Source organism: Agromyces sp. NSFZ (assembly GCF_056156205.1).
This window is the reverse complement of the sequence record NZ_CM149585.1, coordinates 2,763,780-2,779,453: the sequence shown is the minus strand read 5'-3', so window position 1 is coordinate 2,779,453 and position 15,674 is coordinate 2,763,780. Positions and strand designations below refer to the sequence as shown.

The 15,674-nt window shown below is 70.8% G+C and carries 17 protein-coding genes; 13 read left to right on the top strand and 4 right to left on the bottom strand.

All coding sequences use genetic code 11. From position 1 onward, the window contains the following. Positions 1-7 precede the first annotated feature (7 nt). Positions 8-1,681 carry an alkaline phosphatase D family protein gene (locus ACVFI9_RS13075; protein ID WP_474762654.1) on the bottom strand — a complete coding sequence of 558 codons (1,674 nt, stop codon included), beginning with the start codon at positions 1,679-1,681 and terminating at the stop codon, positions 8-10. Between the two features lie 110 nt (positions 1,682-1,791). On the opposite strand from ACVFI9_RS13075, the gene ACVFI9_RS13070 reads away from it, so the two are divergent. Continuing rightward, positions 1,792-2,928, top strand: coding sequence for an endonuclease/exonuclease/phosphatase family protein (locus ACVFI9_RS13070; protein ID WP_474762653.1), 1,137 nt, complete (start codon positions 1,792-1,794; stop codon positions 2,926-2,928). Between the two features lie 9 nt (positions 2,929-2,937). On the opposite strand, the gene ACVFI9_RS13065 is transcribed toward ACVFI9_RS13070, so the two are convergent. After that, positions 2,938-3,798 carry a methylenetetrahydrofolate reductase gene (locus ACVFI9_RS13065; RefSeq protein ID WP_474762652.1) on the bottom strand — a complete coding sequence of 287 codons (861 nt, stop codon included), beginning with the start codon at positions 3,796-3,798 and terminating at the stop codon, positions 2,938-2,940. 176 nt (positions 3,799-3,974) lie between these two features. Here ACVFI9_RS13065 and ACVFI9_RS13060 point away from each other — a divergent pair, with 176 nt between their 5' ends. The 10 genes from ACVFI9_RS13060 (at position 3,975) to ACVFI9_RS13015 (ending at position 11,225) form a co-directional block, all read left to right on the top strand. Next, positions 3,975-4,652, top strand: coding sequence for a response regulator transcription factor (locus ACVFI9_RS13060; RefSeq protein WP_474762651.1), 678 nt, complete (start codon positions 3,975-3,977; stop codon positions 4,650-4,652). Further along, positions 4,645-6,036 carry an ATP-binding protein gene (locus ACVFI9_RS13055; RefSeq protein ID WP_474762650.1) on the top strand — a complete coding sequence of 464 codons (1,392 nt, stop codon included), beginning with the start codon at positions 4,645-4,647 and terminating at the stop codon, positions 6,034-6,036. Before ACVFI9_RS13060 ends, ACVFI9_RS13055 begins: the two co-directional genes overlap by 8 nt. Positions 6,037-6,114: 78 nt before the next feature. Beyond that, the gene (locus ACVFI9_RS13050; RefSeq protein WP_474762649.1) at positions 6,115-6,567 is read left to right on the top strand and encodes a PepSY domain-containing protein; all 453 of its coding nucleotides are present in this window, start codon (positions 6,115-6,117) and stop codon (positions 6,565-6,567) included. A 107-nt stretch (positions 6,568-6,674) separates the two neighbouring features. Beyond that, the gene (locus ACVFI9_RS13045; protein WP_474766253.1) at positions 6,675-7,916 is read left to right on the top strand and encodes a CpaF family protein; all 1,242 of its coding nucleotides are present in this window, start codon (positions 6,675-6,677) and stop codon (positions 7,914-7,916) included. Beyond that, positions 7,913-8,776 (top strand): type II secretion system F family protein, encoded by an 864-nt coding sequence (locus ACVFI9_RS13040; RefSeq protein WP_474762648.1) that lies wholly within the window; start codon positions 7,913-7,915, stop codon positions 8,774-8,776. Before ACVFI9_RS13045 ends, ACVFI9_RS13040 begins: the two co-directional genes overlap by 4 nt. Further along, on the top strand, positions 8,764-9,711 hold the full coding sequence (locus ACVFI9_RS13035; RefSeq protein ID WP_474762647.1) for a type II secretion system F family protein: 948 nt from the start codon (positions 8,764-8,766) through the stop codon (positions 9,709-9,711). The genes ACVFI9_RS13040 and ACVFI9_RS13035 overlap by 13 nt, the downstream gene beginning before the upstream one ends. Before the next feature lie 60 nt (positions 9,712-9,771). After that, positions 9,772-9,939 (top strand): hypothetical protein, encoded by a 168-nt coding sequence (locus tag ACVFI9_RS13030; protein WP_474762646.1) that lies wholly within the window; start codon positions 9,772-9,774, stop codon positions 9,937-9,939. Positions 9,940-9,962: 23 nt separating this feature from the next. After that, positions 9,963-10,352: a TadE/TadG family type IV pilus assembly protein gene (locus ACVFI9_RS13025; RefSeq protein ID WP_474762645.1), complete on the top strand. Its 390-nt coding sequence runs from the start codon at positions 9,963-9,965 to the stop codon at positions 10,350-10,352. After that, positions 10,327-10,773, top strand: a complete 447-nt coding sequence (locus ACVFI9_RS13020; RefSeq protein WP_474762644.1) for a hypothetical protein — start codon at positions 10,327-10,329, stop codon at positions 10,771-10,773. Before ACVFI9_RS13025 ends, ACVFI9_RS13020 begins: the two co-directional genes overlap by 26 nt. After that, complete coding sequence (locus ACVFI9_RS13015) at positions 10,770-11,225, top strand: pilus assembly protein TadG-related protein (RefSeq protein ID WP_474762643.1); 456 nt, start codon at positions 10,770-10,772, stop codon at positions 11,223-11,225. The genes ACVFI9_RS13020 and ACVFI9_RS13015 overlap by 4 nt, the downstream gene beginning before the upstream one ends. A 16-nt stretch (positions 11,226-11,241) precedes the next feature. Here ACVFI9_RS13015 and ACVFI9_RS13010 read toward each other — a convergent pair whose 3' ends face one another. Further along, positions 11,242-11,889, bottom strand: coding sequence for a hypothetical protein (locus ACVFI9_RS13010; RefSeq protein WP_474762642.1), 648 nt, complete (start codon positions 11,887-11,889; stop codon positions 11,242-11,244). Positions 11,890-12,060: 171 nt separating this feature from the next. Here ACVFI9_RS13010 and ACVFI9_RS13005 point away from each other — a divergent pair, with 171 nt between their 5' ends. After that, the gene (locus tag ACVFI9_RS13005; protein WP_474762641.1) at positions 12,061-12,333 is read left to right on the top strand and encodes a hypothetical protein; all 273 of its coding nucleotides are present in this window, start codon (positions 12,061-12,063) and stop codon (positions 12,331-12,333) included. 96 nt (positions 12,334-12,429) lie between these two features. Continuing rightward, the gene (locus ACVFI9_RS13000) at positions 12,430-13,572 is read left to right on the top strand and encodes a hypothetical protein (protein WP_474762640.1); all 1,143 of its coding nucleotides are present in this window, start codon (positions 12,430-12,432) and stop codon (positions 13,570-13,572) included. A gap of 227 nt (positions 13,573-13,799) precedes the next feature. Here the strand turns inward: ACVFI9_RS13000 and ACVFI9_RS12995 are convergent, their stop codons facing one another. Then, positions 13,800-15,560, bottom strand: coding sequence for a hypothetical protein (locus ACVFI9_RS12995; RefSeq protein WP_474762639.1), 1,761 nt, complete (start codon positions 15,558-15,560; stop codon positions 13,800-13,802). Between the last annotated feature and the right edge of the window lie 114 nt (positions 15,561-15,674).

The window sequence follows — 15,674 nt, the reverse complement described above, 5'->3', positions numbered from 1 at the left end:
CGCGCGATCACCCCTCGATGGGTGCCCGACTGGAGGCCGGCACGACGACGGATGCCACCTCCTCGAGCCTCGGGTGCAGCTCGTCGCCGTCCTCGACCTTGCCGGTGTGCCAGGTCAACTGCAGGCCGTCGGGCCCGTCCTGCAGCAGGGCCAGGTTGTTGTCGAACCACGGTCCCTTGACGGTGTGCCAGCGGAACGGGGCATCCGGAACCTTCACCGAACGCGCCGCGGCGGCGCCGATCGGGGTCGCCGCGCCGTACGACATGACCACCGCGAACCAGCGCAGGAAGCGGGGGAGCGGGTTCCGCACGGGCGAGCAGACCGTCTGCAGGATCCGCCCGCCGTCGTCGCGTTCCACCTCGGCGAGGTACGAGTAGTGCACGTCGCCCGAGAGGAACGTGACGGTCTGCGGCGCCGGGCCGCGCTCGCCGTCGGCGACCTCGGTGACCATCCGCGCCACCGCCTGGAACGTGTTCTCGAACGCCGCCCAGTGTTCGAGGTCCAGAGCCTGCCGCAGGCGTTCGCCGACCCGGGCCGGCGGCCTGCCCCACGCGCCCTCGGCGATGGCCTCGTCCCACGCCTCCGCGTGGTGCAGCCCCATCGGCAGGAGGAAGGGCAGCGACGTCGCGACGAACACGTGCCGGAAGCCGCCGCGCAGCTGCTCGTCGAACCAGGCGAGTTCCTCCGCGTCGAGCAGGCCGCGCGCCGACGGATCGAGGTCGCGTGCGGCTCGTGAGTCGACGACGATGAGGCGAACGTCGTCGATGTCGCGGGAGTAGCTCCATCGGAAGCTCGTCGGTTCCTTGTCGGCGCGGTCGGCGAACGCGTCGATCGCCTCGCTGAGGTCGAACTCGTCGTCGCCGTGATGGCCGACGACCAGCTGCCAGAGCTCGTCCTCGGCGCGTTCGGCGGGCGACAGGTTTCCGAGGTGCTGGTAGAGCCAGTACGAGGCGAGCCCGGCGACGATGCGGCCGTGCCACCACGAGGTGGCCTCCATCTTCCGCTTCCAGTCGCGTGACGCGTTCCAGTCGTCGCGCACGTCGTGGTCGTCGAAGATCATCGCGGTCGGCAGCGTCGAGAGCAGCCATCGGTTCGCGTCATCCGACCACGCCAGCCAGTACAGGTGTGCGTATTCCTCGAAGTCCTTCAGCTCCTTGCCGGGCTCCTCGCGGATGTCGCGCCGACCCTTGATGAACTCCTGCATCTCCTTCGAGGTCAGATCGGCGTAGACCTGGTCGCCGAGGAACAGCAGCAGGTCGGGGCGGGGTTCGCCGCCGGCCGCCACGGCGAGGGCGTACGCGCGCATCGAGTCGACGCCGTGACTGCGGTTGCCGTCGCGGTCGTGGGGGACGCTCGTGCGGCACGAGCCGTACGCCATCCTCAGCGGGCGGCCGGGCGTGCGAGTCCCGATCGTCGGTGCCGGGTACTCGGCGTCGGCCTCGGGCCAGACCCGTTCGCCGTCGATCTCGACCCGGTACGGATGCTCCGAGCCGGGCTCCAACCCGTCGAGCTCCACGAGCGCGTAGTGGTGACCGTGCACGGCGAACGTGCGGGCCTGCCACTCGCGGCCGCCGAGGTGCACGCTCACCCGGGAATCCGCTCGCGTCTCCACCCAGACGCTCGCGGAGGTCTCGTCGACGTACCGCAGCATCGGGCCCAGCACCAGCGGCGATGTTGCCATGCGTTCTGTTCTACCGCGCGACGCACGCGGGAGCCACCGGTTGACTCGCCGGGTGGTGCTGCGCCCGGCATCGGGAGTAGCGTGCACCACGACGGGGTTGGGGGGCTGCCATGTCGAACATGTACACGGGGGTGCGCAGGATCGCGGATGCCACGATGCGCACGCGCTGCGCCGAGCGGCTGGTCACGATGCGGGCGTCGCTCGCGCCGCTGCGCGCGAAGCGCAAGGACGCGTCGATCCTGCTCGCGACCTGGAACATCCGCGACCTCGGGTCGAACAAGTTCAATCCCGGGGGGCGGCTGGACGAGTCGTTCTTCTACCTCGCCGAGGTGGCGTCGTGCTTCGACCTCATCGCGTTGCAGGAGGTGAACGACGACCTCGCCGACTTCGAGCGGCTCGTCGACATCCTCGGTCGCAACTGGGACTACCTGCTCACCGACACGACCGAGGGCGGTCGGGGCAACGGCGAGCGCATGGCGTTCCTCTTCAACCGCGACAAGGTGTGGTTCCGCAAGGTCGCCGGCGAGATCGTGCTCCCGAAGGGCCAGCTCGTCGTGCCGGCAGCGGCGGTGCGGCCGCCCGACGAGCAGGGCAGCGCCGTGGCATCCATGGTTCCCGACCTTCCGAAGACGAAGCCCGAGCAGATGGAGGGGCAGCAGTTCGCGCGCACGCCGTTCCTCGTGGCGTTCCAGGCGGGCTGGTTCAAGTTCAACCTCTGCACGGTGCACATCTACTACGGCAAGGACTCGGGGCCGGCGCTCCGGCAGCGCATCGGCGAGATCCAGGCGCTGGTGTCGTTCTTCGCCAAGCGGCACGACAAGGAGAGCAAGGGCGTGCCGGCGCAGCAGGCCGAGAACTACGTGATGCTCGGCGACTTCAACGTCGTCAGCCCCGAGCACGAGACCATGAAGGCCCTCACCGCGAAGAAGTTCACCGTGCCCGAGCAGATCGACGGCACGCACCTCACCGACCGCAATCACTTCTACGACCAGATCGCCGTGCGCGTGAAGGACCCGCGCTTCAAGGTGCTCGACGGCGGCATCCTCGACCTCTACCAGGACGTCTTCACCGACGCCGACCTGCCCCTCTATGCCGACCTGGTGCCGAAGACGCCGAAGAACCTCTCGGAGCTGAAGCGCTACCAGCGCTGGCGCACCTGGCAGATGTCGGATCACAGCCCGCTGTGGGTCGAGATCGCGACCGACTTCTCCGACGACTACCTGCGGGACATCAGCGCGGTGCCGTGAGCCGGCGCCTCAGCGCTGGGCGGCGTGCCGGCTCGCCCATTCGCAGGAGGCGAGCAGCCCGCCGAACGGGTAGAAGTGCAGTCTCACATCGCCTGCGGCCGGGTCGTCGGCGAGTCGCGCGGCCAGGTCGGAGACGAACCTGGTGGGACCCGCCCTCCCGACGAGCGCGCGCAGCGAGAACGCGTACTTCCCGACGGCGGTCGCGTTCGTGCGCACGCCGGAGTCGCGAGCGAAGCCCACGAGGCGGATGATGCCGACCGGACCGGAGACCCCGACGCGGATCTGCGATTCGATTCCCCGGTCGCGCACCTGGTCGATCCAGTCGACGACGGGGGCGGCGTCGAATGCGAACTGGGTGAGGATGACGCATCCCATGCCCTGCTCCTGCAGCGCGGCGTGCTTCGCCTCGAGGTGCTGCCAGAGCACGTCGTTCGGGATGTCGGGGTAGCCCGCGATCGAGGCCTCGCGCACGCCGTACTTCTCGAGCAGCCCCGACCGGATGATCGAGAGCGCATCCCGGTAGGGACCGCTCGGCTCGCCCGGGTCGCCACCGAGCGCGAACACGTGCTCGGTCGCGTCGATCCCTTGCAGGCGGTCGAGGTATTCCTCGAGCTCGGCGGTCGATTCGAGGCGGCGCGCGGGGAGGTGCGGAACGGGCACGAAACCGAGGTCCTTCACGGCCTTCGCCGCGTCGACCCGGAGCTCGAGGTCCTCGCCGGCGAGGTGCGTCACGGTGACCCGGGTGCCGGGCGGAATGACGTGGCGCGCCTCCTCGAGTTCGGTCACGTACTTGCCGGTCATCTCGAAGGAGTACCCGTCGAGGAGCTCGCGGGTGGCCGCATCGTGCGCGGTCGACGCGCTTCGAGACATGCGATCCCCTCGGTTCGGTGCCACGCACGCGCCGGTACCGCGGCCGTGCGTCCGATCACTGTACGGGCGGGTTCTGGGCGTGCCCTCCGAGTTCTGGTCGGTGCGAATCGCCCGTTCGTTTCAGCGCCGCTTCAGCGGCGTCCGAGAGGATGGACCAGGCGGAGGGGAGACGGTCGATGCGCCTGCTGGTGGTCGAGGACGAGGCGCGGCTGGCCGAGGGACTGAAGCGCGGACTCGAGGCCGAGGGGTTCGCGGTCGACGTCGCCGCCAACGGCACCGACGGCCTGTGGCTCGCGCGCGAGCAGCCCTACGCCGCGATCCTGCTCGACATCATGCTGCCCGGACTCAACGGCTACCTCGTCTGCCGCGCGCTGCGCGAGGCCGGGGACTGGACCCCCGTGCTCATGCTCACCGCGAAGGACGGCGAGTGGGACCAGGTCGAGGCACTCGACACGGGCGCCGACGACTACTTGACGAAGCCGTTCTCGTTCGCCGTGCTCGTCGCGCGTGTGCGTGCGCTGATCCGCCGGGGCGCGGCGGCGCGACCCGTGGTGCTCGCCGCGGGCGACCTCGAGCTCGACCCCGCGACGCGATCGGTGCGGCGCGGCGAAGCGGCGGTCGACCTCACCGCGCGTGAGTTCGCCGTGCTCGAGTTCCTCATGCGACGCGCCGGCGAGGTCGTCTCGAAGCGCGAGATCCTCGAGGGGGTGTGGGACTTCGACTTCGACGGCGACCCGAACATCGTCGAGGTCTACATCCGGCACCTGCGCAACAAGGTCGACCGGCCGTTCGGGCGCGAGGCCATCCAGACGCTCCGCGGCGCGGGGTACCGGCTGGCGGTCGACGGTGGCTGAGCGGGCGAGCGGCAGCGGGGCGGATGTCGCGGGCGGGGGTGGTCGGCGTCGCATGGGGGTTCGCCGGCGCATCACGCTCGCCGCGGCATCCGTCGTCGCCGTCGCCCTGGTACTCGGTGCCGCCGGCTTCTGGCTCGTGCTCCGCGCGTCGCTGCTCGACGGATTGCGGACCGCCGCGGAGCAGGATGCCGCGGCGCTCGCGTCGCAGGTCGAGGAGCGCGGCGCGGGCTCGCTCGGCGAGCTCGACGACGAGCGCCTCGTGCAGGTCATCGACGAGTCGGGCGCCGTCGTCGCGGCGAGCGAGGACGCACCCGACTCGCCCGTCGCGGGACGCGGTGACGACGGCACGACGGTGCGCGCCGATGGTGAGTCGTACCTCGTCGCCGTCGAGGAGGCCGACCCCGACGCCGGCGGCGAGCTCACGGTGGTGGTCGGACGCAGCACCGAGTCGGTGGACGAGACCCTCGCGACCGTCGCGCAGCTGCTCGCGGTCTCGGTGCCGCTGCTCGTTGGGCTGGTGGCGGTCACGTCGTGGCTGGTGGTCGGCCGCGCGCTCGCTCCGGTCGAGCGGATGCGGCGCCAGGTCGACGCCGTGACGGCCGCAACGCTCTCGGGGCGGCTCGACGAACCGCCGACCGACGACGAGATCGCGCGGCTCGCCCGTACCCTCAACGGCATGCTCGGCCGACTCGAGTCCTCGCAGTCGGCCCAGCGGCGGTTCATCTCGGATGCGTCGCACGAGCTCAAGTCGCCGTTGGCCACGCTCCGGCAGTACGCCGAGGTCGCTCGCGCCCATCCCGGTCGGGTGGGCGACGACGAACTCGGCGAGGTCGTGCTCGAGGAGGGCGCACGCCTCGAACGGCTCGTGCAGGGCATGCTCGTGCTCGCTCGTGCCGACGAGGGCGCGCTCCGGCCAGAGCCCGTCGACGTCGACCTCGACGACCTGCTGCTCGAGGAGGCCCGGCGAGTGCGCGGGGCCGGTCTCGCGGTCGACACGAGCGGCGTGCGCGCGACTCGGGTGCGCGGCGACGCGGTGCTGCTCGCCCAGCTCGTGCGGAACCTGGTCGACAACGCGGCGCGCCACTCGCGCTCGGGCATCGCGCTCGCCGTGACGCCCGGAGAGGGCGACGACGGGATGGTGTCGATCACGGTCGACGACGACGGCGACGGCATCCCGCCCGCTGAACGCGATCGCGTGTTCGACCGGTTCGTGCGCCTCGACGACGCCCGCGCGCGCGACACGGGCGGCAGTGGTCTCGGCCTGTCGATCGTGCGCGAGATCGCGCACGCCCACGGCGGCGAGGTGCGCGTCGAGGATGCCGCGTCGGGCGGCGCGCGACTCCACCTGGAACTGCCGGCCGCGGCATCCGCTCGCCTCAACTGAAGTCGCGTTCAGGACGCTTCAGGCTGGCTTCAGCGGTCGCGCGCGAGTCTGGGGTCGACCGATCGAACGGGAGACACTATGAAGAAACGCACCATCTGGATCACGTCCGCCGCGGCCGCCGCGGCCCTCGCCCTCGGCGGAACCGCCGTCGCGTACGCGGCGACCGACGGCTTCGACGCCGACGACGACCGGCCGGGCGCGTCGCAGGGCGCCGACGGCTCGGATGGGTCGGAGCAGCTGACCGGCGCCGACCTCGACAAGGCGACCGAGGCGGCGCTCGCCGAGGTCGGCGCAGGCGAGGTCACCGACGCGGAGTCCGAGGACGACGGCAACGCCGCGTATGAGGTCGACGTGCTGCTCGACTCGGGGAAGTCCGTCGAGGTCTCGCTCGACGAGAAGTTCGAGGTCATCGCGACCGAGGACGACGACGCGGACGAGGCTGACGACGCGGACGAGGACGCGGATGACGTGAACGACACCGACGACGCGAACGACGACGCGGATGACGTGAACGACACCGACGGCGACTGATCCGCGGTCGGTGTCGAGGGCGCCCGGGGCTTCGGCTCGGGGCGCCCTCGCGTCGTCAGCGGCGCATTGTGGATAAGTCGGTGGCGGGGCATCCGCTCGCCGCCAATATGGTCGACATGACCGACCCCGTGCGCACGATCGCCGAGCGGGTGCGTACGCGGGTGCTTCGCGACGGGGTCGATCTCATCGCCGACGGAACACTCGCGGCCCGGTACGTCGACGAGGAGGTTCGGCGCTACAGCGAGCGTGCACTCGCGGGCGCACACGCGCAGCTCGGCGACGAGCCGGGCACGGCGCGCGATGTGGTGGCATCCATCACCGGGTACGGGCCGTTGCAGCCGTTCTTCGACGATCCGGGCGTCGAGGAGATCTGGATCAACGCGCCGACGCGCGTCTTCATCGCGCGGAACGGCGTCGCCGAGCTCACCACGGTCGTGCTCTCCGATCGCGAAGTGCGTGAGCTCGTCGAGCGGATGCTGCAGCACTCGGGTCGCCGCGTCGACCTGTCGTCGCCCTTCGTCGACGCGTCGCTGCCCGACGGCTCTCGGTTGCACGTCGCCATTCCAGACGTCACGCGGTCGCACTGGGCGGTGAACATCCGCAAGTTCCATCGCAGCATCCGCACGCTGCACCAGCTCGTCGAGCTCGGCTCGCTCACCCGGCAGGCGGCGGAGTTCCTGCGCATGAGCGTGCTCGCCGGCGCCAACATCCTCGTGTCGGGTGCCACCCACACGGGCAAGACGACCATGCTCAACGCGCTGATGTCGTCGGCTCGTCTCGACGACCGCGTGGTGACGGTCGAGGAGACGTTCGAGCTCGATCTCGACGTGCGTGACGTCGTCGCCATGCAGTGCCGACAGCCGAGCCTCGAGGGAACCGGTGAGATCACGCTCCGCCGGCTCATCAAGGAGGCGCTGCGCATGCGGCCCGACCGGCTCGTCGTGGGCGAGGTGCGCGAGGCCGAGAGCCTCGACCTGCTCATCGCACTGAACTCGGGCCTTCCCGGCATGTGCACCATCCACGCGAACACGGCCCACGACGCCCTCGCGAAACTCTGTACGCTGCCACTCCTCGCCGGTCGCAACATCGACGCCTCCTTCGTCGTGCCGACGGTCGCCAGCTGCATCGACGTGGTCGTGCACCTCGGACTCGAACGCGACGGAGCGCGGCGCGTGATGGAGATCGCCTCGGTCACGGGTGAGACGACCGATGCCGCGGTCGTCGCCGAACCGATCTTCCGCCGCCGTCGCGCCGCCCTCGAGCCGACAGGAAGGCGACCCGTTCGTCTGGAGAAGTACGAAGCCGCCGGACTCGACCCCGAGATCGTCCTCGCGCGAGTGGTCGCATGAGCCTCGTCCTCGGTGCGGCGCTCGGGCTCGGCCTGCTCCTGGTGCTCTCGACGCTGCTCTGGCCGGGTGGCCGCGTGCCGTCGGCGCGCGTCGGCGGAGCACTCGACGCAGCGCGCGACACCCTCGCCCTCGCCGGTCTCGGAACGGCCCCGCTGCCGGTCGTCGTCATCGTGAGCCTCACGCTCGCGCTGCTCGGTGGTGCACTCGTACATGCCGTCTTCCAGATCCCGGTGATCACGGTGATCGCGGCCGTCCTCGGTGCGGCGCTCGTGCCGATGCTCGTCACCTCCCGTGCCGCGCGCCGCCGTTCGGCGAACCGTGCGGTCTGGCCCGACGTGGTCGACCACCTCGTGGGCTCGGTGCGAGCCGGCATGTCGCTGCCCGACAGCGTTGCCGCGCTCGCGGAGTTCGGCCCGGCTCCGACGCGGGCCGCGTTCGCCGCGTTCGAGGCCGACTACCGCCGCAACGGCAACTTCGCGTTGTGCCTCGACCGCTTGAAGGCCGCCCTGGCCGATCCGACCGCCGACCGCATCCTCGAGACGTTGCGCATGGCACGCGAGGTCGGTGGCACCGACGTGACGGCGGTGCTGCGGGGGCTCGCCGGCTACCTGCGCGAGGACGCCGCACTTCGCGCAGAGTTGGTGGCCCGGCAGTCGTGGATCCGCAACGCCGCACGGCTCGGTGTCGCCGCGCCGTGGCTGCTCCTGCTCGTGCTCACCTCCCGCCCTGAGACGCTCGACGCCTACGACTCCACCGCAGGCAGCATGCTCGTCGTGGTCGGCGTCGCCGTCACCGTCGTCGCCTACCGCACGATGATCGCGCTCGGGCGACTTCCCGAGGAGCGGCGATGGTTCCGCTGAGTGCGGTGGCGCCGCTCGGCGTCGTGTTCGGCGTGATCCTCGGGCTCGGGCTCTGGCTGGTCCTCTCCGCCGTGCCGCGCATCGGGCGGCCGCGACTCCTGGAGCGGGTCGCGCCGTACGTCGCCGACCTGTCGCCCGAGGCGCGAGCGATGCTCGCGCGCCGCCCGGCGGATCCCGCGCCGGTACTGGGCTTCGTCGTCATACCTGCTGCACGCCGGCTGAGATCGCTGCTCTCGGCGTGGCTGGGCGGCAGCGACGTCATCGCTCGGCGCCTCCGCCAGGCCGGCTCCAAGTCGACGGTCGAACGGTTCCGTGCCGAGCAGCTCGCGTGGGCGGCGGCCGGGTTCGCCGTCGCCTCCGCGCTCGCGCTCCTCGCACCGACCTTCACCGGTATGCCGACCGTCGTCCGTGTCGCCTTCCCGTTCGTGTTCGCCGCCCTCGGTGCGGTCGTCCGCGACTGGATGCTGCAGCGACGCGCACGTCGCCGACTGGCTCGCATCTCATCGGAACTGCCGACCGTGCTGGAGTTCCTCACCCTCAGCCTGACGGCCGGCGAGGGGATGCTGGACGCGATCCGACGAGTCGCGACGGCCGGGTCGGGGGAGTTGCCGGGCGAGTTCGCCCGAGTCGTCACGGCGGTCGGCGCGGGCGCGCCACTCGGAGGCACGCTCGCCGCCCTTCGCGACGACCTCGATCACCCGGCGCTCGGTCGGGCGCTCGATCAGGTGCTCGGGGCACTCGAGCGCGGTGCGCCGCTCGCGTCCGTGCTGCGTGCCCAAGCCGGCGACGCGCGCGACGAGGCCAAACGCACCATCATCGAACTGGCCGGTCGCAAGGAGATCACGATGCTCGTTCCGCTCGTCTTCCTGATCCTTCCCGTGACCGTGGCGTTCGCGCTGTTCCCCGGCTACCTCGTACTCCAGACGGGCTTCTGATGACGGCCCGCATCATGAACCACCGACGCACCCGCGGGTGCACCGACGAAAGGACTCGCCATGCCGGAGCTCATCATCGAGCGTCTTCGCGAGGAGCGTGGCGACGTGCCCGGATGGGTGCTCATCACGCTCATGACGGCGGGTCTCGTGATCGTGATCTGGGGCCTCGCCGGTCCGGCGCTGAGCGGCGTCTTCGACCAGGCGATCGACCGCGTGCTGGGCTTCTGAGCGCTCGGGTCAGATCGCCCCGAATGATCCGCCTCGCCAGAGACGATCGCGGATCGGCGGTCGCGGAGTTCACGCTCGTCGCCGTGCTGCTCACCGTGCTCGCGCTCGCGGTCGTGCAACTCGCGCTGGCGCTGCACGTGCGGAACACGCTCCTCGATGCTGCGGCCGAGGGCGCGCGACATGCAGCCCTCGCGGGGTCGACGCCCGGCGACGGCGTCGCCCGCACCCAAGACCTCATCGCCGCCGCCGTCTCCGCGGACTTCGCCGACGGCGTCAGCGCCTCGTCGACCTCGATCGGCGGGGTGCCCGCCATCGAGGTGACGGTGCGCGCGAGGCTTCCCGTCGTCGGGCTCCTCGGCCCCGAGCGCGCGTTGGAGGTGTCGGGCCATGCGGCGATCGAGGTACTCGACTGAGGTCGGTTCGGCTTCGCTCGAGTTCCTCACGGTCGGCATGATCCTGCTCGTTCCGCTCGTCTACCTGGTGCTCGCCGTCGCGGCCGTGCAGGCGGGTGCGCTCGGCGTCGAGGGAGCCGCGCGGCAGGCGGCACGCGTCGCCGTCATGTCCGCCGATCCGGGCGCGTCGGATGCCGCGGTGGAACGCGCGGTACGGGTCACGCTCGCCGACTACGGGATCGATGCGGCGGCGGCATCCGTCGCCATCGGCTGCGACCGCGCCGACTGCCTCGAGCCCGGAGCGAGGGTCACCGTCTCGGTGGCCGCCCGGGTCGAGCTGCCGCTCGTCCCCGACGTGCTCGCGCTCTCGACCGTGGGCAGCGTCCCGGTCGAGGCGAGCGCGACGCAGACGGTCTCGCGGTTCGTGGGAGTGCGACCATGACCGCCGTCGTCGCAACGCGATCTCGTCGCGCCCGAGGCGAGGAGGGTTCGACGCTGCTCCTCACGATCTTCTACGGCGTGCTCGGCCTCTCGATCGTGCTCGTCGTGGCCTCCGCGACCACGCTCTACCTCGAACGCAAGCGCCTGCTCACGCTCGCCGACGGTGCCGCGCTCGCCGGGGCGGAGGCGTGGCAACTCGACTCAGTACGCGTGGACGACGATCGGCTCGCGTTCGAGCTCGACGATGCCGAGGTGCGCGCCGCGGCCTCGGCATACCTCGGTGATGCGGCATCCGGCCTCGACGACGTCGAACTCGTGCGCGCGGCATCCGACGACGGACGCAGCGCCACGGTCACGCTCCGCTCGGTGTGGCGGGCGCCGATCGACACCGAGCTCGTGCCGGTCGCGGTGCCGATCGAGGTGACCGTCACGGCACGTTCGGTGTTCCATTGAACGGGACGAACCCGCGTCAGTTGACGTGATTCAACCCCGAACCGAGGAGCTGGAACAACCGGATCTTGCGCTCGATCGCGACGTCGTCGGTCGGCAGGTCCCAGATGTAGACGTGCTCGGTGGGCGCGTAGCTGATCGTGCGCCAGGACGTGACGACCTCGATCTCGGTGCGCGGCCGGCCGTCGAGCGTCGGCTCGGTCTGCAGCGTCGAGCGGATGATGGTGCCGAGCGAGCTGCCGTCGTCGGTCGAGAGCATGTGCCCGACGTGGTGCGGTTTCAGCCCCTTGGCCTGCAACTGTCGGAGCGGTCGCGGGTCGGTGCCGTGCACGTTGGGCCAGCACACCTTGCAGCTGCGCACGTCGTCGAGACGCTGCGCCCCCTCCCGGGTGAGCAGCACCGGCAGAACGAGCCGGAACTCCGGGTCGCCCTCGAGCCGAGTACGGTGCCGGTCGTCCCAGCGGGAGTGGCGGTCGAGTTGCGGCTCGAGCACGGGACACTCGAGGCGGTGCAGCACGCGCCCCTTCGAGGTCTCGGACCCGGCGACCGCGAACTCGGCGCCGTCGCTGAACGCCTGACGCAGGGTCTCGAGCTCGTTCGTGACGATGCGATGCACGAGCGCGTCGGTGTCACTCGGAACACGGGGCTCGGGGTCCGGTCGTTCCATCGCAGTGACTCCGCTCTCTGGTGCCTCGGGGCCACCGCCCTCGAGCCGAATCTACTCGACGAGCGGTGGCGTCCCGCGCATCGCCGGCGGCGACACGCTGGAACGGCTCGACGGCGGCCTCGCCGGCGGATGCCCCGCCCCGAACGCCCCCGCATGCGCTTGACTGGGTGGATGACCGATGGCCGCACGATCTCCCGATGGCGCGGCGTCTCGCTCGCCGCCGTCATCGGACTCCTCCTCGCAGTGGGTTCGCTGTTCCTCCCGGCGGTGGGCGCGCTCGTCGTTTCGGCCGGCGCGATCGCGCTCGGCGTGCTCGGCCGTCGGCAATTGAAGCGCGACCCGGGCGGCGGCCCCGGGTGGGTGTCGATCGCCGCCATCGTCGTCGGCGGATTCGTCTTCCTCTCGCAGGCGGTCTTCCTCGCCATCGTGTTGCTTCCGCGCTGACCCCGGAACGCGGGGTACGAGGGGGCGAAATCGCCTCCCCACGCGGCGTTCCGATGCGGCATCCTCGGGATATCACCTCGCCCGGGAAGGACCCGCATGCTCGCCCTCATCTCCGCCATCGGCTTCGGCGTCGCCGTGGGAGGTGTCATCGGTGCGATCTTCACCGGCGACCCGCTCTACACCGTCACGTGGAGCATCGCCTTCGCGGTCGCGTGCGTGGCGGCGGTCTTCGCCATGATGGGCGCCTTCACGCGCGGCCTGCGCTCCGGGGCATCCGCTGAACCGCAGACCGGCGAGCTCGCCCTGGCGCGCGTCGAGAGCATCCGACGCACCGGGCTCACCATCAACGATCAGCCCGAATGCGAGATCCAGTTGACGGTGGCCCCGCGGCACCGCGAGCCGTACACGACCGTGCACCGCCAGATCGTCGACATCGTCGAACTGGCGCAGCTGCAGCCCGGCTCCATCATCGTGGTGCGGCGCCCCGACGCGGCGAAGGCCGACGTGCGGCTCGAGCTCGCGCCGCCGGAGGACTGGCGTGTGCTGCGCGACGCCGAGCGGCTGCGCACCGGCAACGAGCGCACGGTGCCGCTCGCGTCGGAGGCGACGGCGTGGGCATCGGAGCCGCAGACGAGGTCGGGCGCGCCGAAGGAGCCGAGCCCTGGCCGCACCTGGCGCCGCGTGCTGCTGATCGGCGCCTTCGTCGCCGCGGCCGCGATCGTGCTCATGCCCGCCTACGACTCGATCGCGCGCACCGCGCAGGCGTGGGCATCGGGGAATCCGGATGCCACGGGCGTCGTGCTCGGCGACCGGCACCAGCAGATCGTCGACGCGCTCGAGGCCGAGACCGGCGGCACGCAGTTCATCCGCATCGGCTTCTACGACGGCTACGCCATCGCCGCGGCACCCTCCGCACCCGGGGCGTTGACGATCGACACCTACCAGTTCCGCTACGACCGCACCGAGCGGCAGGGGCCCGAGCTCATCCAGCCCGACGACCCCGCATCGGCGTTGTTCGACGCCGACGAGGTGGACTTCTCGCGCATCCCCGATCACATCGCCACGGCGAAGGCCCATTCGCGCATCGACGACCCCGACTCGGTGATCGTGTCCGTCGAACGTGCGCCCTTCGCCGACGAGTCCGGTGACCGGCCCGTCGAGGTCATCGTGATGCTCGATTCCGCCTACGAGAACGTGAGCGTGGTCATCGATGCCGGGACCGGGGAGGTGCTGCGGTAGCGGCCTTGGCGGCGCGGGCGCGGGCGCGGCGGCCGCGGCCGACCGACAGCAGCGCGCAGGATCCGGCGACCAGCGTGCTCAGGGAACGACGATCGGCATCGCCGGGTTGCTGCCCGTGGCGGCGAGTGTCGTGACGACGGGAGCGGCGACGGAATGGACCTGAGCCGCCCCGTCGCGCACGAGCGGTCCCGGTGGCCTGCGCCACCGGGACCGCCTTCTCGATTGCGTCAGTCGTCGCCGGTGGTCCGGCGGCGCAGTCGCACCGCCAGGACGGCGGCCAGACCCGCGAGGAGCGCGCCGACGCCGACGAAGAGCGGCACCGTGAGATCTGCTCCGGTCGTGGCCAGCCGCGAGGCATCCGTCGACTGCGCGACCTTCGTCGGGGCGACGGTACCGGTGTCGGCCGGGGTGGTGGGACGCGGCTCCTCCGTGCCGGGTTCCTCGCCGCCGGGGTTCTCGGTATCGGGTTCCTCGCCGCCCACGCTCCCGGCGGGCGCGCAGCCCGGTCGCTTCTCCTCCTCGTCGAGCCACTTGCACTTGAACTCGAGCTGACCCGGGATGGTGGACTGCTGCTCGAACAGCTTCGGGATGTCGAAGGTCGAGTCGAGGATGCGGTAGTCGACGCCGTTGTGGCGCACCATGTAGTCGCCGGTGACCTTCTGATAGGCGGGGGAGAGCTCGTACCAGCCGACGGAGCGGCCCTCGACGTTCATCTCGATCGAGTCCTTCCACTCGGTCGCCTCCATCTCCTTGCGCTCGTAGCCGAACTCCATCGAGGCCTTGAAGACCTTGGCCCAGGTGTAGGAGATGCTCCACTTCAGGTCCCAGATGTTCGTGATCTCACGCGTGTGGGACACCTCGTGGCTCGAGGACTGCTCGACGTAGCCGTTGTTCGTGATCGGGGTCCCGACCACCACGGGGTTGTGGAGCACGTCGACCACGTTGAACGGCACGTACGAGCAGTACGAGTCGGCGTTGACGCACGACTCCGTGATGAGGGTGTTCGCGAGGTGCTTCTCCGTCACGGGCGTGTAGGGAAGCGCGCTCACGGTGAAGTCGACCTTCCAGTCGGCCCGCCCGTCGACGTTCGACCCCTTCGACTCGCATCTGAAGGGCGAGTAGTGCTGCTTCGCGCCGCCGTCGAGTGGCTCGCCGAGGTAGATGTCGCAGGCCGCGTCGTGGTCGTAGCCCAGGCCGTCGCGGGTGTTCGTGGTGTGCCCCACGACGTAGAACGGCGTCGGCTTGCCGTTCTCGATGATGCGGTAGCCGAAGTCCATCTTGGCGCCCTCGCCGCCTTCCGCGTTGCGGCGGTAGACGACCCACGACGAGGTCTGGCCGGAGGCGAGCGCGTCGGTCGTGTCATCGGTGATCGTCGTGCCGTTGAGCTCGGCCTTCTGGTTCAACGATTCGTACCAGGCCCGGTCGAGCGAGATCGCGCCGGTCGGCGTGATGGTGCCGCGCACCGTCGACCACACGAGCGAGGTGACCGTGAACTTCACGATGGCGCGGTTGTCGCGGGACTCGGTCTCGTGGTTGCACGCATAGGGGGAGTCGTTCGCGGCGTCGACCTTCACGAGGGAGCCGTTCTCCGAGCGGTGGATGTCGCACACGCCGCTCGGGCCGCCGCTCCACTGCACCGAACCCGTGATCCAGTACGCGGTCGGGAGGCCGCGCTCGATGATGCGGTAGGCGAAGTCCGCGCCGATCGAGTCCGCGGTGCCGCTCGCCGCGAAGGAGCCCGCCTTGTCGGGATCGACCGTCGGGAAGATCTCGGAGAGCTGGCTGCCTGGGTGGGCGGTGACCTGGCCCTCCGCGAGCCCGATCTCACCCTTCGGCTGCATCCAGCCCTCGATGCTGCGGTCGCCCGCGGCGTAGGCGGCGGACGGGACGAGTGCGGCGCCGGCCGCAAGGGCGACGGTGGCGAGGCCGGCGAGCGCACCGCGCAGCGCGCGACGGTCGCGTCGTCGTGAGTCGTTTCGTGGATGCATTCCTCGACCGTAGAAAGCGGCTGCACATCGGCGACATGGGCCTAGGTCCCCACTGCACGCTCCTGGCCGTCCCCAGAAACGGGGGCAGCGGATGCCGCGGCGCGGCGTCACTGG